The following is a 19,512-nucleotide window of genomic DNA, read 5'->3' on the forward strand; positions in this document are numbered from 1 at the left end:
TGAAATTAACATTTGAGTTACCATGTTGATTTACGGTTTGCCGGTAAAAGAAGGAGAGCCGGAATGCCGGTTGGACCCAGCCACGCGGATCAGGATGTCGATATTGATCTCGCCCAGTTGCTTGCCGCCGTCTGGCGGCGAAAGGGACGGGTGCTTGCCCTGACATGCCTGATGGCCGGTGTTGCCTTTGCCGGTGCAAGCCTGATCAAGCCCACTTATCGCGCCGAGACCACGGTTCTCATCGAGCCGCGCGCGCCAAATTACGATGCCGAAAATGCAAAATCGGCTGATTCGCAGCCTGTACTGGATGAGCTGAACATCGCCAGTCAGGTGCAGCTCTTCCGCTCCGTCGATCTCATCCGTCAGGTGGTGCGCGATCTCAAGCTTTATGAGCTGAAGGAGTTCGACCCGGATCTACACCCTTCCGCACTGACGGATCTTCTGGTGATGCTGCATCTGAAGAAGAATCCGCTGGAGCTGAGCCCGGAAGACCGTGTCATCAAGACGTTCAGCGAGAAATTACAGGTCTATCAGGTTGAAAAATCACGGGTGATCGGGGTGGAGTTTTCCTCCAGGGATCCCAAACTTGCCGCGGCTATCCCCAATGCCATGGTCAATGTCTATCTTGCCGTGCAGAGCGGCGCGAAGCTGGACAGCAACGAGGATGCCGCCCGCTGGCTGGAGCCGGAAATTGCCAACCTGCGGCAGAAGGTGGCCGAGGCAGAGCAGAAAGTGGCCGATTATCGCAAGTCGTCCGATCTTATTCCTGCGGGCGATTCTTCATCCTTCGCCTCCAAGCAGCTCAACGACATTTCCGCCGAACTTTTGCGCGTGCGCACCGATCGCAGCAATGCCGAAGCGCGGTTGCAAAATCTGAAATCCGCACTGAAAAGCGGCCAGACCGCCGATAATCTGGATGTCGTAATGGGCTCCCCCGCCATCCAGAGCCTGAAGCAGAGCGAAGCAACGCTGAAGGCGCAGATTTCAGACCTCTCCATTTCGCTGCTGGATAACCATCCCCGGCTCAAGGCGCTGAAGGCGCAACTTGCCAGCATTCAGACCCAGCTACAGACCGAGACGAGGAAGCTTGCCTCCAGCCTGGAAAACGACGCGAATATTGCCCGCATTCGCGAAGAACAGCTCATGCAGCAACTGGCCGCCATCAAGGCCGATACCGCTACGGCCGGTGAAAAGGAAGTGGGGCTGAAGGCGCTGGAGCGCGAGGCCGCCGCGCAACGGCAATTGCTGGAAACCTATCTGGCCCGCTATCGCGAGGCATCCAGCCGTATCGATCCCAATGCCACCCCAGCGGATGCGCGCATCATTTCCCGCGCCATGCAGCCGGGCGAACCGAATTTTCCCAAAGTCCTGCCAATCACCTTGGTGGCCGGGGTGGCAACCTTCGTCGTCAGCACGATTGTCATCATGCTGCTGGAGCTGTTCAGCGGCCGGGCCTTGCGCCCGGTGGGGCCAGCCCCGCAGCCGCAACGGCCACGCAGCCGGCGCGACGAACAGGACGAGTGGGATGATGTGCCCACGCAAAGACGGCAGACTCACCACGACGAGCAGAAGGATTCTCCCGTTCGGCCCATCATTGCCGCCTCCGAACCGCAACCTGCCGCCATTCGGTTCGTTGAGCCGCAGCATGAGGCCGCCAGCGAATATTCCATTGCTGCCGTGGCGCAATATCTCTCGAAGCGCGGCGTTGCGAAGGTCATTGTCTTGTCGCCGGATGGCGATGCGGGCTCTGCCGCCACCGTCACGCTGGCGCGGTATGTGGCCGATGCCGGCCGCAGCGTCATTCTTGTCGATATGACAGGCTCCGGCGCCCCGACGCTTGCCATGGCCCAGCATCACGACCTGCCGGGCGTGACCGATCTTTTGTGTGGTGATGCGGCATTCGGCGAAACCATCCATGCCGACCGTTCGTCCTCGGCCCATATTCTGCCGCAGGGCGCCGCCGACATCCGTCAGGCCCTGCGCGGGCTCGACAGGCTGACGATGATTACCGACGCGCTCACCGATGCCTATGATCTGGTGGTGGTGGAATGCGGCCCGACGACAGTGGATAATATACTTCGCCTTTGCCGTGACGGCGGGCAGGAGATCATTCTTTCCGTTCCGCAGCCGGATACAGCGGAACTTTCTCTCCTCATGGAGCAATTCGAGGCTCACGGAGTTGGCGATCTGCTGCTGATGAGCGAGGCGGCGGATTTTCTACCGGAAGAGGACGTCATCGCCCCTGCGCCTCGGGCGGCATCGGCCTGATGACACCCGCTGAAATACCCTGAAAATGTGAAAGCAAGGCGTTGGACCGTTTCAACATGTCTGCGAAGACGTGAAGCGTCATGGTCTCAATCATCGTCGGAAGCCATTTTCGTCTCGCTTTTCGAGCGCAGGCGCTGGATAAGCCGGTAGAGGCCCGGATGGCTTTTGATGAAGCTCTTGCTGCGCGTTACGCCGCGATAGGCAAGGGCGGCGAGCCTTCCTGCGGCGGTGATGGGCAGCACCACATCGTGCTGCACCGTTTCCACGCTGCACCAGCGGCGCTTGTAGGGCTGGTCGCCAAGGCCGAAATCGAACAGGGCCACGCCGTCGTCAAGCGCCTGCTCTATCACCAGCCAGAACAGCAATTCGCCGGGGCTGGCCTCTGGAACGAGGCTTTCATCGATAGACCCGAACTGGCAGATCACATGGTCGCCCTTGCGCGACAATCCGGCAATGGCCGCAATATTCCCATGCTCTTTGCCAGCCAGGCGAATGGCGTGTAACTCCAGCGGCACGTCATAGCCGCTGGAAGAGCCTTGCAGGAGAAGATGAAAAAAGGCCTGCGTTTCCGGTGGCTGGAAGACATCCGGCAGGCCTTGTGCCTGAAAACGGAGGGCTTTCTGCCGGAAAAAACATTCGAGGAGGGCCGCTTTCTCCTGCTCCTGCCGGGCCACAATATGCTCGAAGCCGCCTGCGGTCTCGATTTTTCGCAACTGGTTGCGATATTTCTTGCGACGCCGTTTGGCATTGAGTGGGGCGATCGTTTCCGCCATGGTGGCGCCAAGCGGAAGCTGAAAACTGCGATTTTGATGTTCAATCGCCGGGAGCCCGCAAAAGGGGTGGCGAATGCCGCGCCAGTCGAAGGGTATATTGGCAAGTGCCAGAAGGTCGGCCTCATCCTTCAGCGCTGTGGTGAGCAGTTCTGAGAGATTGCCGACACGCCCGCCGCTTTCCCGGAAGCGGGCGGAAAGAAGGCCCGTATTGATATTGCTGAACCGCGCGCCGATGAACTGCGCCTGCCTTATGCCGTGAAGCCGATGAACCTCCAGAGGCAGGATGAAGGCGGTTTCATCGCCATATTTGCCATGGAGAATGGCAAGCTTGCTGCCATGGGTCTTTACCCAGGCGCGACACCAGTCATAGCCCTGATGCAGCGAGTTCAGCGGGTCGCGCTGCAAACGCCGCCATTCCCGTTCCAGCGGCTCCATGCTGCTTACCGCCCGCACGCAAAGAATGTGCGGATCGCCCGATCTGACCGGTTTTTCCATGACAATCCCGGAGATGCCCGCCACGCCGCGATCCTGTTTGTGGTTGCTCATGGCGCAACTTTGCCATGGCAGCGCTTAACCTTCTCCTCAGCGCCGGTTCACGGTGCGAGGGAAGTGAAAACAGCATTAAGATATTCCTACGTAGCGGCAGGGGAAACATCGGCTCAGGATTTGCGCACTGGCCCTGCCATCCACTTGATGATGAGCATGGCCGGAACGATCCAGCAAACGCCCGATAGCAGGAAATAGAGAAGATGCACCCACCAGGGCTGGGCCGCCAGCGTCAGCGTGGCAATGGTGGTGGCCACCAGCGCATAAAGAATGACAAGAGCCACGATGACGACTGTGCCGATAAATTTGCGTAGTCTCACAGGCATTTGAACATCCTTTCATGCGCGCCGGGCCGAAGTCCGAATGGGGTTTTGACCCTTCGTATATAACCCTGTGCGAGAAAAATATCTGCCGCAAACATTGCGCTTGAAAGCCTCTCGGTGAACTCTTCCGCCGTTAGAGTATCGTCACGGGTTTGACGCTCCGCAGCCGCGACGCCTTGTCGCAAGGGGCATACCCCTTGCCAGCCGGGGCGGGGTGATGCACATCTTCCACCATGAAGAGGTTTGACACATGACAATCAGCAGCACCCTCCACCATGAAACCATCGTTGCAAGCATGGATCGCCAGAGCCGGAACCGCCGCGCCGTGCGGATCTGGCTATGGGTGGTGATCGTCGCGTTGTTTTCGCTGGTGCTGGTCGGGGGGGCAACGCGGCTTACCAATTCCGGCCTGTCGATTACACAGTGGAAGCCGATCCACGGGGTGATTCCGCCGCTGAATGCTGCCGAATGGGAAGAGGAATTCGCCCTTTACAAGCAAATCCCGCAATATGAGCTTGTCAACAAAGGCATGACGGTGGACGAGTTCAAAACGATTTTCTGGTGGGAATGGGCGCATCGTTTCCTGGCCCGCAGCATCGGGGTGATCTTTGCGCTGCCGCTTGCGTTTTTCTGGCTTACAGGACGTATCGAGCGGCAATTGCGTCTGCCGCTTCTCGGCATTCTGGCGCTTGGCGGTTTGCAGGGCTTTATTGGCTGGTGGATGGTGTCGTCCGGCCTCACCGAGCGGACAGAGGTCAGCCAATATCGTCTGGCAACGCATCTTGTCATGGCCTGCCTGATCTTTGCCTCTTCCGTCTGGGTTATGCGCGGCCTTTCCCGTCACACGGAAAGTCCCGCTATTCACAGCGGGTCACGCCGCCTTGCCGGTGTCTTGCTGGTGCTTGCTTTCCTGCAAATCTATCTGGGCGCGCTGGTCGCGGGCCTTGATGCCGGACTCTCCTATAACACCTGGCCATTGATGGATGGTGCTTTGGTGCCGGGCGGCCTGCTGGCGCAACAGCCCGCCTGGGTGAATTTCTTCGAAAATCCGAAAACCGTGCAGTTCGTTCATCGGCTTGGGGCTTATACCTTGCTGATCGTGGCGCTGGGCCACATGTTCCGCTGTCGCTTCGACCTTCCGGGCTCCGCGCACGCCCGGCGCGCCGTGGTGCTGTTTGCGCTGGTCTGCGGGCAGGCCGCCATCGGTATTGCCACCTTGCTCATGCAGGTGCCGCTGGACGTGGCGCTGTCGCATCAGGGCGGGGCGTTGATCGTGCTGGGATTTGCGGTGGCGCATCTGCGCGGCTTCTACGGCGAATATCCCCGGGAAACGGAGGTCCGGCTGGCCGTCTGAGACCTTTCGAGCGAGGCGCAGCCTGCGCCTCTTTGATGCCGGGGAATTGCCTCAGCAATTGCCTCAGCCAAAGCGGTAGCCGGAATAGGGCTTGCCGAGAATGGTGCTGCGAAACACGCATTTGGCGGCGTCGGATCCGCCAGCGCCTGCCGCAACGAACAACGGCACAAGGTGGTCATGATCGGGCATGTGGCAGGCGCGGGCATCGGGATTTTGGTGCCAGCTTGCCAGACGTGCGGCCCTTGTCTGCGGGTCCGCGTCCTCGACGGCTGCGGTTAGCCACTCATCGAAGCGGGTGGCTTCTGCAACATGGTCAGGCAGGGCGCGGCGAAATTCCCGCATATTGTGATAACTCATGCCCGAGGCGAGAATCAGCACATCCTCATCCCGCAAGGGTTCCAAGGCGCGGCCAATGGCAAAATGGCTTTCGGCATCCAGCGTGTTTTTCAGGGAAATCATGGTGATTGGCACATCCGCATGGGGATAAATCATCATGAGGGGAATAAAGACGCCGTGATCGAAGCCCCGTTCGCCATCTTCGGCGCTGGCAATGCCTGATTCTGCCAGAAGCGCGCGCGCGCGCGCCGCAAGCGGCAACGAGTTGCTGGCGGGATAGCGGATTTGATAGGTGTGCGGAGGAAAATTATAGTAGTCGAAAAACATGCCCGGTGCCGGGGCGGTGCTGACCGTTGGCACAGGCTCCCGTTCCCAATGGCCGGATATGACGAGGACAGCCTTGGGCCGGCGTCCGAGTTCGGCATCAATGCCGGTCAGAAAATCAGCAAGGTCGTCCCAGGGCCCCCGGCCAGCAGCGTCCTTCGGAAAATCCATGAAGGGCCACGGGCCGCCACCATGCGGAATGAAATATACCGGAAAGCGTTCGCTCATCTTTTGCTCCATCGCTGGAGACAGGTCTAGCAACTTCCTTAACCCATGGCGACGCTGCAAACCGATGACGGATCGTTCAAGGAATGAGAACGATCCGACGAATTTTCACAAACTACGGTGAACGATTATCAGGCCGAAAGCATGAGGTTCATGTTTTGAACCGCTGCACCCGAAGCGCCTTTGCCGAGATTGTCGAGAAGGGCGACGAGATTGACATGTTCACCGCCATCCGTCCCGAAGACGAAGAGTTTCATGCTGTCCTGGCCCGCCAGTTCCTCCGCATCGATCCGGGCGAGGCTGGCGCTTTCGGCCAGCGGCGCGACAGTGACGATGTTCTGTCCCGCATAATGGGCCGTGAGGGCGGCATGGATGCTTTCGAGTGACGTGCCGGGCGCAAGGCGGGCCAATGTCAACGGCACCTGAACGATCATGCCCTGAGGAAAGCGGCCGACCGAGGGGGAAAACAGCGGGGCATGTTCCAGCAGGCCATGAGCCTTCATTTCCGGCACATGCTTGTGCTTCAATGTCAGGCCGTAGAGGAAATGATTGGCGGAGATGGCATCTTCCCGGCTCGCATCCTCCATCTGCGCAATCATCTGCTTGCCGCCGCCCGTATAGCCGGAAACGGCGTTGACGCTGACCGGATAGTCCTGTGGCAAAAGGCCAGAAGCCCGCAGCGGACGGATAAGGCCGATGGCGCCCGTGGGGTAGCAGCCGGGATTTGCAACCAGGCGTGCCGAACGAATGCGCTCAGCCTGCGCCTTGTCCATTTCCGCAAAGCCATAGGCCCAATCCGGCGAAACCCGGAAGGCGGTGGAGGTATCGATAATCCGAACCCGATTGTTGGCCGACAGCATGGACACAGCCTCCTTCGAGGCATCGTCCGGCAGGCACAGTATGGCAATGTCGGCGCTGTTCAGCAGGTCTTCGCGCATGGCGGCATTGCGGCGCTCGGCTTCCGGAATGGACAGCAGCTCCACGTCGCGGCGCTCAGCCAGACGGCTGCGGATTTGCAGGCCGGTCGTGCCGTGTTCGCCATCGATGAAGATCTTCGCTGCCATTTTTTCCTCGCTTTACAGGCTGTTGCCGCAGTTTTTGGAATCACTCCGGCAGGATCTTGATTCAAAATCTCAAAGCATGTCGCGCAAAACTGTGAAGCGGTGTTGCGATGACAACATGCGTTGAAACGAGACCTTAAAGCACGATGCTTGAAGCCGATAAGCCTCAACGAGCTTTAACGCGCCCGCAAACGCCGGGCCCGCAGGCCAAGCATATACATTGCGATGGTTGCTCCGGCAATGGCGGTGACATCGGCATGGTCATAGGCCGGGGCAACCTCAACGACATCCGAGCCGCAGATATTGAGCGGCCCCAGCCGTTGCAGAATGGAGAGGACCTTCGCGCTTGAAGGCCCGCCTGCCACCGGCGTTCCAGTGCCCGGCGCAAAGGCGGGGTCGAGGCAATCGATGTCGAAGGTCAGATAGGCGGGCATGTCGCCGACATGGCGTATAATGGTCTCTGCCACTTGCGCGGCGCTCATCTCTTCCAGTTCGTAGCCGAACAGAATCCGGATACCGCAATCCTCCGGCGCGTGGGTGCGAATGCCGATCTGGATCGATCGGGCCGGGTCGATCAACCCCTCATGGACTGCGCGGCCAACGAAGGAGCCGTGATCAATGCGCTTGTCGTCATCGAACCAGGTATCCTGATGGGCATCGAACTGCACGAGAGCCAGCGGACCGTGCTTTGCCACATGCGCCTTGAGCAGTGGCCAAGTGATGAAATGGTCGCCGCCCAGCGTCAGAAGGTAATTGGCGCTGGAAAGAATGGCGCTGGCCTCGCGTTCGATGGTGGCGGGCGTTTGCCAGTGGTTGCCGTAATCCAGCCGGCAATCGCCATAGTCGATCACGGGCATCCGCGAAAAAAGATCGATGTCAAAGGGATATTGCGGATCATTGTCAAAGATCGCCGATGCACGCCGGATGGCCTGCGGCCCGAAGCGGGCGCCCGGACGGTTGGATGTCGCCGCATCGAAGGGAATACCCCACACGACCGTATCCGCGCCGGTCAAATCCTTGGTAAAGCGGCGCCGCATGAAGGAAAGGGCGCCTGCATAGGTCGGGTCACTTGCCGCGCTGGTGAGATTATTGGCCGTGAAGGCGTGATCGATCGATTTTTCTGCCATGCTCAGTCTGCCTTGCTCTTTTTCTTCTTATCTGCATTTTCTTCGAAAAGGCCTATGCCGCGACCTGCTCCAACTTTCTGTTTCTACGCATTGGCGGACGCAAAAGCGAACACGCTACTGCGGGAAATGCCATCGTGTTTCCGAATCGAGCAACCCGAAGTAGGGCTGTATAGTCTTCTGTTCGCGCGAGAGCTTTGATCAAGATCATTTTTGCCCAAATCAAACCCCACATTCCTGTTGGGCAATCGGCAGCGAGTGTCTGTAACGATGGTGCGGTATCTGGCCTTTGCCTTGCCGGAGGCAAGATTGAATTTTTTGATTCTCCGCAAAGGCACTGAAAAAAGCCAAATGTCTTTTGCCGGGAGCCTGATACGAAAAAAGCGGAGCCAAGGCCCCGCTTTTCCAATTTCGGCAATTTCCAGCGATTAGCGCTTGGAGAACTGGAAGGAGCGGCGGGCCTTGGCCTTACCGTACTTCTTACGCTCGACAACGCGGCTGTCGCGGGTCAGGAAGCCACCCTTCTTCAGAACGGAGCGCAGGCCCGGTTCGAAGTAGGTGAGGGCCTTGGAGATGCCGTGACGAACGGCACCGGCCTGACCGGAAAGACCGCCACCATTGACGGTGGCAATGATGTCGAACTGGCCCGAACGAGCAGCAGCAACGATCGGCTGCTGAAGGATCATCTGCAAGACCGGACGGGCGAAGTAAGCGCCGAATTCCTTGCCGTTGACGATGATCTTGCCGGAGCCGGGCTTAACCCATACGCGGGCAACGGCGTTCTTGCGCTTGCCGGTGGCGTAGGAGCGGCCCTGGGCGTCAACCTTGCGCTCATGCGAGGGAGCGGAGCCCTGAGCGGTGCCCAGATCCTTGAGGGAAGAAAGGTCTGCCATGATCAGGCGCTCCTTACGTTCTTGCTGTTCAGCTTTGCCACGTCGAGAGCGACCGGCTGCTGTGCTTCATGGGGGTGGTTGGAACCGGCGTAAACGCGCAGGTTCTTCATCTGGCGACGGCCAAGCGGGCCGCGCGGAATCATGCGCTCGACAGCCTTTTCGAGAACGCGCTCCGGGAAGCGGCCTTCGATGATCGCGCGTGCGGTGCGCTCCTTGATGCCACCCGGATAGCCGGTGTGCCAGTAATACTTCTTGTCGTGATACTTCTTGCCGGTGAAGACGACCTTCTCGGCATTGATGACGATGACGTTGTCGCCGTCGTCAACATGGGGGGTGTAGGTAGCCTTGTGCTTGCCGCGCAGGCGGTTTGCAATCAGCGTGGCGAGGCGACCAACAACGAGGCCTTCGGCGTCGATGATGACCCACTTCTTCTCCACCTCGGCGGGCTTCTGAACGAAAGTAGACATGGAGTTTTCTTTCCATCTGGTCCCCGAAAGCCGCAAGGGCCCGGGGCGTTTCTTGTTGCTTGTCTTGCCGTTGGTGCAGCAAGAAGACACGCCGATCACAGGATCTGCATGTTGCGAGGCCTTATACGCAGATGCGAAAACGCCGTCAAGATACGGGCTGAGGCATGGCTTTGAAAAAATATCAATAAAAACAGACGTTTAATTATGTGGTATTTGGGTACCATTTGTTTGTTTGGATATTTCTGGCCTCGTTCGCCTGTTTATTCCGAGCTTGAGGGTGGACGGACCAGACTATCGCCGGAAAAAGCAGGAACGTCGCTTCCATTCGATCAGATCGAAAAGCGTCCCTGCCGGGTCATTCCGCGAAGCCCTGATCAATAGGTTTCGAGCGCGGCCAAAAACGAGGTGAGCGCGGGTGATATTTCGCTCATCTCTAAAGTTCACAAGAACAAAACAAGATTAAATCTCATACAAATACACAACGTAATCACGCAGATGTGATGCGTGTCACAGGCTAAATTTGACAAGCGTTACGCTCAGAAGCAATGTTAGCGTTAACATTAGTTGAGTAATGAAATATAATCAAGAAAAAACTGAAATAGCACTCATGGTTTTGAAGTCGCGTCACCGAGTGACGTCCAGGGTTTTTATGGTACCATAACAAGACGGATCGCCGAGACTTGTTTCGTTGTCTTTTCGCATCTCCTTAAACAATTGGGTCTATCATCGCACATACAGGACGAGCAAAATTGCCGTTTCCCGGCTTCGCATCTTCAAGTTTGCGATGACTTGCCGGGCAGGCAGTTAATTGCGCGCCGGGATGTGGCAGCATCACCGAGCCTTGAGATTACAGCGCCGTGCGTTTTAACAAACGCACGGCGCTGTAACCTTTTCTTTTCGAAGCATAATCTTGCCGATCCTCGTTTCACTCCGGTCGGATTATGCTCTAAAACCGGCGCATGGCCGGTGGAAGGAGGCAGGTCATGAATCACGATTCCTACGAAGATGCCTATCTGCGAAACATTCTGGCTTCGTCCCACACGGTGGCGCTGGTCGGCGCATCGCTGCGCGATGACCGGCCAAGTCACTGGGTAATGGGTTTTCTGCTTGGCAAAGGCTACAGGGTCTTCCCCGTCAATCCGCTGATTGCGGGCCATGAAATTCATGGAAGGAAGGTTTTGCCAAGTCTCGCCGCCATCCCGGTTGCCATCGATCTGGTGGATGTCTTCCGCAGCAGCGATGCTTTTGGCGCGGTGGTAGACGAGGTGCTGGCGCTTCAGCCGCGTCCGCGCGCGATCTGGGGTCAGTTGGGGGTTCGAGACGATAAAGCCGCCGCTCGCGCCGAGAAAGCGGGAATAGATGTGGTGATGAACCGGGCTTTGGTCGCCGAATATCCGCTGGTTTACGAGGCCCAGCACAGGGCCGTCGCCTCGCTTTGAGAAAACATCGTCGGAAGTCGTGACGGGAACCGGCTCGGCTCACAATCGATGCCGTGGAATGATCCGCATGAAACCGTCATCGAGATTGTCTACGGGTTGGCAATTCAGCACGGGGCAGGCGCGATTGTCGCGCGTTGGAACCGTGGCGCGTTCGGCATATTCGCCGGATTGGCAGAAGCCGGTTTCGCTCACATATCGATCGTAAAGGGTCATGCCCGCCACGCGGGTCGATGGATGACGGAGAATGGCCGCCCCCTCCTGGCGCAACAGGTTGCGGACGGATGAGCAATCCATTGCGGGTGTATCATACCGGCCAATGGCTGAGGCATTGCTGGCGGCAAGGCAAAGGCAGGCGACGGTGAAGGCCGGGTAAAATAGCGATTTCATGTTTTTCTCCCTTGGCTGCGGTTTCATATAGGGCATTATCGCAAAGCGGCCGAGCAGGCCTTTTGTTTCATGCGCTGCTGGCGAAAACCAGGAGGAATTATGGATCATCAAACCTATAGTGATGCCTGGTTGCGCGGTATCCTGCAATCCGTGCAAACAATTGCCCTGACGGGCGCCTCTCCAAACCCGCAAAGGCCGAGCTTTGCAGTCATGGGTTTCCTGTTGTCACGGGGTTACAGGGTTATTCCGGTCAATCCGGGTCAGGCCGGCAAAACCATTCACGGCCAGCCGGTTATGGCCAGTCTTGCAGATATTGCCGAGCCCATCGACATGATCGATGTCTTTCGCGCCTCCGAATATGTCGATGCCGTGGTGGATGAGGCGCTGAGCCTGCCGGTGCGCCCCAAGGTCATCTGGACCCAGCTTGGCGTCTATGACGAACGGGCGGCCGCGAAGGCCGAGGCGGCGGGCATGGCAGTGGTGATGAACCGCTGCCCGGCAATCGAATATCCACGTCTCATCGGCGGTGAAGCGCATCGCTGATGCATATGCCTTAAAAAACGAGTTCTGGACCGCCGGGATCGATCAAACGGATCTTCTCTCAAATTTGCGGTGATGGGCGAGAGTTTTTTGTCCTTATGTGGAAAAAAGGCAAAACCATTTGTTTAAGGTCTGCAACCTGCGGATATGATCGTCACGCAAGGGTGATGGGTTCCATCACCTGACCATGTTTTGGAAAGACCGGCCAGGGCCGGCGCAGGGAGGACGTAATGTCTCAGAAAAATCCGGGTTTTGCCACACTTGCCGTTCATGCCGGGGCAGAGCCGGACCCCACCACCGGCGCTCGCGCCACGCCGATTTACCAGACGACGGCCTATGTCTTTCAGGATTCCGACCACGCTGCCGCTCTTTTCGGGCTGAAGCAGTTTGGCAATATCTATACGCGCATCATGAACCCCACCCAGGCCGTTCTGGAAGAGCGGGTTGCCGCGCTTGAAGGGGGTACGGCGGCGCTGGCGGTGGCCTCGGGCCATGCGGCGCAATTGCTGATTTTCCACACGCTGCTCATGCCGGGGCAAAATTTCATTGCCGCAAAGCGGCTCTATGGCGGCTCGATCAACCAGTTCGGTCATTCTTTCAAGAGCTTCGGGTGGGAAGTACGCTGGGCCGATACCTCCGATCCGGAAAGCTTTGCCGCGCTGGTGGATGAGAATACGCGCGCCATCTTCATCGAGAGCCTTGCAAACCCCGCCGGAACCTTCGTCGATATTGAAGCCATTGCGGAGGTTGCCCACCGCCATCGCCTGCCGCTGATTGTCGATAACACGATGGCAAGCCCCTATCTGGTTCGCCCGCTCGAGCATGGTGCGGACATCGTGGTGCATTCGGCCACCAAGTTCCTTGGCGGGCATGGCAATTCCATGGGCGGCATCATTGTTGATGGCGGCACGTTCGACTGGCTGGAACCGGGCCGCTATCCGGCCTTGTCGCAGCCCCGCAGCGAATATGGCGGCGTGGTCCTCGGTGAGGCCTTCGGCAATATCGCCTTTGCCATCGCGGCCCGCGTGCTGGGCCTGCGCGATCTTGGGCCCTCCATATCGCCCATGAACGCCTTCCTGCTGCAAACAGGCATCGAAACCCTGCCGCTTCGAATGCAGCGGCATTGCGAAAATGCGCTCAAGGTGGCCCGGTGGCTGAAAGATCACCCCAAGGTGGCCTGGGTAAGCTATGCGGGCTTGCCGGATGATCCCAACCACGCGCTGCAACAGCGCTATTCGCCCAAGGGGGCCGGGGCTGTCTTCACCTTCGGCGTCAAGGGAGGGTATGAAGCGGGCAAGGCGCTCGTCGAAGGCCTCGAGCTGTTTTCGCATCTGGCCAATATCGGCGATACGCGCTCGCTGGTCATTCATCCCGCGTCCACCACCCATGCGCAGCTGACGCCGGAACAGCAGATCGCCGCAGGCGCGGGACCGGATGTCGTGCGCCTTTCGATCGGCATCGAGGATGCCGATGATATTATCGCCGATCTCGGGCAGGCGCTGGAAAGGACATAACGGATGAAACCGTTTGCCGGATTCGATCTCGCGAACCTGACACCGGAAGAGGGGGCGCCAGCCCCCGACCGGCTCGTTTCCGGTGATCCGCGATTCCTGACGTGGAATATCGAGGAGCAGGACGGTCTTTACGCCGGGGTGTGGCAATCCACCCCCGGCGCCTGGCGGGTTTCCTATGACGAATGGGAATATTTCCACCTTCTCGAAGGCTATTCCATTCTGACGCCGGAGGGTGGTGAGCCCATTCACCTGAGGAAGGGCGACAGGCTGGTGTTGCGGCCGGGATTTACCGGCATCTGGGAGGTGATCGAAACCACCACCAAGGATTACGTTATCCGGCTTTAGAGCATTTTCAGGAAAAGTGGAAACCGGTTTTCCGTCCGGAAATGCGTAAAAACAAATAGTTAGAGCCTTTCACCGTTTCCGTGAAACAGTGAAAGGCTCTAGTCATCGGCGGTCCGTTACCAGACAAGATCGAGACGCTCGAGCCCGTGGAAGTGATAGACATCCTTGACGCGGGGCGTGGAGGCAAGCTTCATGCCCCGCAACCTGTGAAAGAGCAGGGGCAGCACGATGTTCAGCTCAAGCCGGGCCAGCGGCGCGCCGATGCAGAAATGGATGCCCGCCCCGAAGGACAGGTTGGCGCCGTCATTGCGCTCCGGCCGGAAAGTGAGAGGGTCGGGAAATTTCCGGCCGTCCAGATTGGCGGCGGCCAGAATGAGCCCGATCTTGTCGCCTCTTTTCAAGCAAACGCCGTCTATCTCGCAAGGCTCAAGACAATAGCGCTGGAAAATATGCACCGGCGCGCAGATGCGCAGACACTCCTCCACCGTCCGTTCGGTTGTCGCGGCATCGGCAAAAAGCGTCGATGGATCAAACCCGCTTTCCAGAATGATCCGCACACTGTTGCCGAGTTGATGAACCGTCGCCTCGTGACCGGCATTGAGCAGAACGATGGTGGTGGAAATCAGCTCGTCTTCGGTCAGAAACTGATCGCGGTGCCGGGTGTGGATCATCTGGCTCAGAAGATCTTCCCGCGGCGCCGCCCGCCGTTCGGCAATGATGCCGCGCAGGTAATCGGCAAATTCGCGGGCCGAGCGGTCGGCAGCCTCTTCATCGGCCCGGCTGCGCTTGAACATGTACATGCCCACATAGTCATGCGACCATTTCAGAAGTTGCGGCCCCATCTCGTCGGGTATGCCGATCATGCGGGCAATCATCGTCACCGGAATGATGTCGGCGAAGCGTGACAGCAACTCCACTTTGCCATCGGCCTCGAACCCGTCGATCAGCCGATTGGCGAGATCGGTGATGTCGCCGCTCATCTTCTCCACATGCCGCGAAACGAAGGCGCGATTGACGAGGGTTCGCAGGCGTGTGTGTTCCGGCGGCTCCAGTTCGAGCAGCGACCATTCCTCAGCCTTGTCGAAATGGCGGGTATGGGCTGGCGGTTCGGGCCAGCCGAGCGCTTCGCGGCTGGTGATGTGCAGAATCTGGCGGCCAAAGCGCTTGTCGCGCAGCAGGCTGTTCACATGGTCATATCCCGCAAAGAACCATTGCTGCTGCTGTTCCCAGAAGAATGTCGGCGTGCTGGCATGAAGCTCCGCATAGCTGCGGTTCGGATTTTCGAAAAAGCCGGGATTGCGGGCGTCGAGCCAAACACGCCGCGTACCGGGGTCGATCGAGAGAAAGGAAGCGGACATGATGCCTGATCCATAGAGCGCGAAGATTTCAGGCCGGAGCCTGCGGCCGCTTTTTCGAAAGCCTGCGCAGCGCCGCCACCTGCCGGTCTGCCTCGTTGTCGATTGCCGCAGGCGTGCCGCTTTCCTCGCTTGGCGTGAGGCAGAAGAGGCTGTTTTCCTTTGCAACGGCCACACGATTGCGGCCCTCGGCCTTGGCCGTGTAAAGTGCGCTGTCGGCGCGGCTCATGATACGGTCGAAATCGAAGCTGTCGCAATTGCTGGCGCAGACGCCGGCGCTGACCGTGAGACGAACGATGCCCCGTTCGGTGGCAACAGGGGTGATGGCGATCATCTGGCGGATCTGCTCGGCAAAGAAGGCTGCCTCCCGCAGATCGGAAACGGGAAGCAGGGCGCTGAACTCCTCGCCACCGCTCCGCGCCAGAAGCCCCCTTTTGCCAATCACGCCCCGCGCCATGGTGGCAAAACAGGTCAGGACGGCATCTCCGGCCTGGTGCCCGAAGTTATCGTTGACGTGCTTGAAGTAGTCGAGATCGAAGATCAGCAGGGCAATCTGCCTTGACTTGCCACATTCGGTCAGCACGCGCGGCAGAGACTCGATAAGGCCTCGCCGGTTCAGGGCGCCCGTGAGCGGGTCCGTCAGCGCCTGCTGACGCAGGGACGCCTCATTGCTGTCCATGATGATTTTGACCAGAAGCACGATGGCTGCCAGCAGGCAGGCAATACCGATCAGCCCGAGATAGGGCAGGAAGCGCAGCTCGCTGATGTCCCTCGGTTCCAGTTGCAGGGTGTATATGCCGGTCACGGCATTGTTGGCGGCCTGGATGAACCAGAGCGAGGACAGCAGACGCCGGTAGCTCGACGTGCTGAAACGGCTGTTCAGCACCGTGCAGGCCATGGTAACGAAGCCCGTGAAGCTTGGAAACTGATGCACGAGGATGCGCCCGGCCGTGCTGCCATCCGAAAGGGGCAAAGCCAGCGCGATAATCCATGCGACAAAAGGCGTCAGGGCAATAAGGGAGGCCTTGCGGCCATCCAGCCTTCGCAGACCCGTAATCCAGCCTGCAAAACCAAGCATGGTCAGAACCGTTACCGCATAAGGCGGCATCGTAAAGGGCAGGTCGTGGCGAATACCGAACAAAAGAATGCTTGCGCCTTGCAGGCCAACGCCAAACGCAAAAAACAAATAATAACTTCTGCTGCGCTCATGCAGCCACACCGTCAGCAGCAGGACGCCGAGGGTAAGGGATTGAACGCCCCATATCAGGAATGCGGTTCTGACGTCGAACAAGGTAGTCGCCTCTTGGGCAGGAGATGGATGACTTATCGAACCCGAAGTTTTAACGAATTCTTAAATTATAACTCTATTCAGCACTTGTTTATGCAAGCCGGAGAGACCAAATCCGGTGCAAACGGTTTTCTTACCTGTTGTTCACCATAAGTTGTTTTTCCTGTGCGCGGCAAGGGGCATTTGCACCCGGTGCTCCGGCATGGGAGCGGCAATCTTTACGGCTCGTGCTAATAAAATCCACAAGGGCCGGGAATGGTCAGGCATCAGTCTTGCAACCGATTGAGCCTGGATTAAGGATATGAGGGCCTTCAGTCTTGAAGTGGAGGGACCGGACGCTCTATGTAGGGATTGACAGCATTGGATTGATTCCTGCACCCGGTGGGTCTGGAATGGGTTGAAAAGGACGGACATGAGAAATCCAGTTGATACCGCCATGGCACTGGTGCCGATGGTCGTGGAGCAAACCAATCGCGGCGAACGCTCTTATGACATCTATTCGCGCCTGCTCAAGGAGCGCATTATCTTCCTGACCGGCCCGGTTGAAGATCACATGGCCTCGCTTGTCTGCGCCCAGCTTCTCTTCCTCGAAGCGGAAAATCCGAAGAAGGAAATCGCCATTTACATCAATTCGCCGGGCGGTTCCGTCACGGCAGGTCTGGCGATCTACGATACCATGCAGTTCATTCGCCCGGCTGTCTCCACGCTTTGCGTCGGTCTGGCGGCATCCATGGGCTCGCTTTTGCTGACGGCCGGCGAAAAGGGAATGCGTTTTGCCACCCCCAATTCCCGCATCATGGTGCACCAGCCTTCCGGCGGTTTCCAAGGCCAGGCAGCCGATATCGAGCGCCATGCCCGCGACATCATCAAGATGAAGCGCCGTATGAACGAGATTTACGTGAAGCATACGGGCCGCAGCTATGAGGAAGTCGAGCGCGGACTGGATCGCGACAACTTCATGGAAGCCGGGGAGGCCAAGGACTGGGGTCTGGTAGACCGCATCCTCACGACCCGCGCCGAAATCGAAGGTGCGGCGGCCTCCTGAGCGGCCGTTGCCCGGCAGCCCCTTTTGCATCATGGCACCAAGGTGTGAAAGGGGAGCTGCTTTTATAGGGTGGCCGAACGCGCAGGGAACGGCTATTAAGGCTATGTTGAATTTTTATGACATAGTCTCGGAATGTCGGAGGTTGTCGTTGCCGCCGGTTCGCTTATGTGAAGGTTGTGAGCTGGATAGTCCCTTCGATTGAATTTCGCCCCGGCCACTGAAAGGGGTGGTTTCCGGGGCGGTGTAAGTGGACCGCGTGCCTGATGGGCTGGCGCGGCGTGCTGGAAGGAAAAAGTTATGAGCAAAGTCAGCGGAAGCAACGGCGGTGACTCGAAGAATACCCTGTATTGTTCGTTCTGCGGCAAGAGCCAGCACGAAGTCCGGAAGCTGATTGCCGGGCCGACCGTATTCATCTGCGATGAATGCGTCGAGCTGTGCATGGACATCATCCGCGAGGAAAACAAATCCTCCATGGCCAAGTCCAGGGAAGGCGTGCCGACCCCGCAGGACATCATCAAGATTCTCGATGAATATGTGATTGGCCAGAAACAGGCGAAAAAGATCCTTTCTGTCGCCGTTCACAATCACTACAAGCGTCTGGCTCATGCCTCCAAGGGCGGTGATGTCGAACTGGCCAAGTCCAACATCCTTCTGGTCGGTCCCACGGGATGCGGCAAGACCTATCTTGCCCAGACGCTGGCCCGCATCATCGACGTGCCTTTCACCATGGCCGACGCCACCACGCTGACCGAAGCCGGTTATGTGGGCGAGGATGTCGAGAACATCATTCTGAAGCTGCTTCAGGCCGCCGATTACAACGTCGAGCGCGCGCAACGCGGCATCGTCTATATCGACGAAGTGGACAAGATCAGCCGCAAGTCCGACAACCCGTCGATCACCCGTGACGTTTCGGGCGAAGGCGTGCAGCAGGCCCTGCTGAAGATCATGGAAGGGACCGTGGCATCCGTTCCGCCGCAGGGCGGGCGCAAGCATCCGCAGCAGGAATTCCTGCAAGTGGATACCACCAATATCCTGTTTATTTGCGGCGGTGCATTCGCTGGTCTCGACAAGCTGATTTCCGCCCGTGGCGAAAAGACCTCCATCGGTTTTGCCGCCACCGTTGCCGCCCCGGACGACCGCCGTGTCGGCGAAGTGCTGCGCGAGCTGGAGCCGGAAGACCTGGTGAAGTTCGGCCTTATCCCCGAATTCATTGGCCGTCTGCCGGTGCTTGCGACGCTGGAAGACCTTGACGAGGATGCGCTGATCCAGATCTTGTCCGAGCCGAAGAACGCTCTGGTCAAGCAGTATCAGCGGCTGTTCGAGATGGAAGATGTCGAGCTGACCTTCCACGAAGACGCACTTCGCGAGATTGCCCGCAAGGCCATCGTTCGCAAGACCGGCGCCCGCGGCCTGCGCTCGATCATGGAAAAAATCCTTCTGGATACCATGTTCGAGCTGCCGGAGCTTGAAGGCGTGCGCGAAGTGGTGATCTCCGACGAAGTGGTGAAGGGGGCCTCACGCCCGCTCTACATCTACGCGGATCGCCAGGAAGAAAAGGCAAATGCCTCCGCCTGAGAGCGGTCTGTCTTCTGGAGATTTTAAAGCCCGCCATGTGCGGGCTTTTTCATGTCCGGAATGCGCTGGTTGCGGCCTTTCATTTACGTATTTCCGACAAATTGGCGGATGCGCGCCGTTTGCACGGGCATGTGAATAGGCTATGAATGGTGAAGAGTTTTCAGGTGATTTGCCCAGGCTGCGTATTGTGTTCGCCGAGTAGCTGCGCGGATGCCGATTGCGGCTGAACCGGGTGTTGGCTTCATCTCGTCATTGCCCGTCAGCCGGAAGCCGCCCTTCGGCGGTGCCGGCCCTTGGGCTTGAATTCTATCGTTGCACTCTCCACTTGAG

The 19,512-nt window shown here is 58.4% G+C and carries 18 protein-coding genes; 8 read left to right on the forward strand and 10 right to left on the reverse strand.

The window, feature by feature from the left end; genetic code table 11:
- Positions 1–63: 63 nt before the first annotated feature.
- The gene (locus tag T424_RS19935) at positions 64–2,268 is read left to right on the forward strand and encodes a GumC family protein (protein ID WP_037066252.1); all 2,205 of its coding nucleotides are present in this window, start codon (positions 64–66) and stop codon (positions 2,266–2,268) included.
- Between the two features lie 86 nt (positions 2,269–2,354).
- On the opposite strand, the gene T424_RS0101530 is transcribed toward T424_RS19935, so the two are convergent.
- Together T424_RS0101530 and T424_RS0101535 are read right to left on the reverse strand one after the other, a co-directional pair.
- On the reverse strand, positions 2,355–3,587 hold the full coding sequence (locus T424_RS0101530) for a GNAT family N-acetyltransferase (RefSeq protein WP_037066254.1): 1,233 nt from the start codon (positions 3,585–3,587) through the stop codon (positions 2,355–2,357).
- A 113-nt stretch (positions 3,588–3,700) separates the two neighbouring features.
- Positions 3,701–3,913, reverse strand: a complete 213-nt coding sequence (locus T424_RS0101535) for a DUF2842 domain-containing protein (protein ID WP_027486157.1) — start codon at positions 3,911–3,913, stop codon at positions 3,701–3,703.
- 247 nt (positions 3,914–4,160) lie between these two features.
- Here T424_RS0101535 and T424_RS0101540 point away from each other — a divergent pair, with 247 nt between their 5' ends.
- Positions 4,161–5,264, forward strand: a complete 1,104-nt coding sequence (locus T424_RS0101540; RefSeq protein WP_027486158.1) for a COX15/CtaA family protein — start codon at positions 4,161–4,163, stop codon at positions 5,262–5,264.
- A gap of 63 nt (positions 5,265–5,327) precedes the next feature.
- Here T424_RS0101540 and T424_RS0101545 read toward each other — a convergent pair whose 3' ends face one another.
- The 5 genes from T424_RS0101545 to rplM form a co-directional block, all read right to left on the reverse strand.
- A complete protein-coding gene (locus T424_RS0101545) occupies positions 5,328–6,152 on the reverse strand; it encodes a DODA-type extradiol aromatic ring-opening family dioxygenase (RefSeq protein WP_027486159.1) in 825 nt (274 codons plus the stop codon).
- 128 nt (positions 6,153–6,280) lie between these two features.
- Positions 6,281–7,213: an N-acetyl-gamma-glutamyl-phosphate reductase gene (argC, locus tag T424_RS0101550; protein WP_027486160.1), complete on the reverse strand. Its 933-nt coding sequence runs from the start codon at positions 7,211–7,213 to the stop codon at positions 6,281–6,283.
- Positions 7,214–7,386: 173 nt separating this feature from the next.
- Entirely contained in the window at positions 7,387–8,337 is a 951-nt protein-coding gene (speB, locus tag T424_RS0101555) for an agmatinase (RefSeq protein ID WP_027486161.1), read from the reverse strand.
- 425 nt (positions 8,338–8,762) lie between these two features.
- Positions 8,763–9,227, reverse strand: coding sequence for a 30S ribosomal protein S9 (gene rpsI / locus T424_RS0101565; protein ID WP_027486162.1), 465 nt, complete (start codon positions 9,225–9,227; stop codon positions 8,763–8,765).
- A 2-nt stretch (positions 9,228–9,229) separates the two neighbouring features.
- A complete protein-coding gene (rplM, locus tag T424_RS0101570; RefSeq protein WP_027486163.1) occupies positions 9,230–9,694 on the reverse strand; it encodes a 50S ribosomal protein L13 in 465 nt (154 codons plus the stop codon).
- 983 nt (positions 9,695–10,677) lie between these two features.
- Between rplM and T424_RS0101575 the strand changes: the two genes are divergently transcribed.
- On the forward strand, positions 10,678–11,133 hold the full coding sequence (locus T424_RS0101575) for a CoA-binding protein (protein WP_027486164.1): 456 nt from the start codon (positions 10,678–10,680) through the stop codon (positions 11,131–11,133).
- A 39-nt stretch (positions 11,134–11,172) separates the two neighbouring features.
- Here T424_RS0101575 and T424_RS0101580 read toward each other — a convergent pair whose 3' ends face one another.
- Entirely contained in the window at positions 11,173–11,520 is a 348-nt protein-coding gene (locus tag T424_RS0101580) for a hypothetical protein (RefSeq protein ID WP_027486165.1), read from the reverse strand.
- A gap of 99 nt (positions 11,521–11,619) precedes the next feature.
- On the opposite strand from T424_RS0101580, the gene T424_RS0101585 reads away from it, so the two are divergent.
- The 3 genes from T424_RS0101585 (at position 11,620) to T424_RS0101595 (ending at position 13,919) form a co-directional block, all read left to right on the forward strand.
- Positions 11,620–12,063 carry a CoA-binding protein gene (locus T424_RS0101585; RefSeq protein ID WP_027486166.1) on the forward strand — a complete coding sequence of 148 codons (444 nt, stop codon included), beginning with the start codon at positions 11,620–11,622 and terminating at the stop codon, positions 12,061–12,063.
- Positions 12,064–12,290: 227 nt separating this feature from the next.
- Positions 12,291–13,574 (forward strand): O-acetylhomoserine aminocarboxypropyltransferase, encoded by a 1,284-nt coding sequence (locus T424_RS0101590; protein WP_027486167.1) that lies wholly within the window; start codon positions 12,291–12,293, stop codon positions 13,572–13,574.
- Between the two features lie 3 nt (positions 13,575–13,577).
- Positions 13,578–13,919, forward strand: a complete 342-nt coding sequence (locus tag T424_RS0101595; RefSeq protein ID WP_027486168.1) for a cupin domain-containing protein — start codon at positions 13,578–13,580, stop codon at positions 13,917–13,919.
- Between the two features lie 116 nt (positions 13,920–14,035).
- Here T424_RS0101595 and T424_RS0101600 read toward each other — a convergent pair whose 3' ends face one another.
- Together T424_RS0101600 and T424_RS0101605 are read right to left on the reverse strand one after the other, a co-directional pair.
- A complete protein-coding gene (locus tag T424_RS0101600) occupies positions 14,036–15,277 on the reverse strand; it encodes a cytochrome P450 (protein ID WP_027486169.1) in 1,242 nt (413 codons plus the stop codon).
- 28 nt (positions 15,278–15,305) lie between these two features.
- Positions 15,306–16,565, reverse strand: coding sequence for a GGDEF domain-containing protein (locus T424_RS0101605; RefSeq protein WP_027486170.1), 1,260 nt, complete (start codon positions 16,563–16,565; stop codon positions 15,306–15,308).
- 409 nt (positions 16,566–16,974) lie between these two features.
- Here T424_RS0101605 and clpP point away from each other — a divergent pair, with 409 nt between their 5' ends.
- Positions 16,975–17,607 carry an ATP-dependent Clp endopeptidase proteolytic subunit ClpP gene (gene clpP, locus T424_RS0101610; RefSeq protein ID WP_027486171.1) on the forward strand — a complete coding sequence of 211 codons (633 nt, stop codon included), beginning with the start codon at positions 16,975–16,977 and terminating at the stop codon, positions 17,605–17,607.
- Between the two features lie 297 nt (positions 17,608–17,904).
- Positions 17,905–19,182 carry an ATP-dependent Clp protease ATP-binding subunit ClpX gene (gene clpX, locus T424_RS0101615; RefSeq protein ID WP_027486172.1) on the forward strand — a complete coding sequence of 426 codons (1,278 nt, stop codon included), beginning with the start codon at positions 17,905–17,907 and terminating at the stop codon, positions 19,180–19,182.
- Positions 19,183–19,512: the final 330 nt, after the last annotated feature.

Source organism: Allorhizobium undicola ORS 992 = ATCC 700741, assembly GCF_000621665.1.
GTDB classification, from domain to species: Bacteria; Pseudomonadota; Alphaproteobacteria; order Rhizobiales; family Rhizobiaceae; genus Allorhizobium; species Allorhizobium undicola.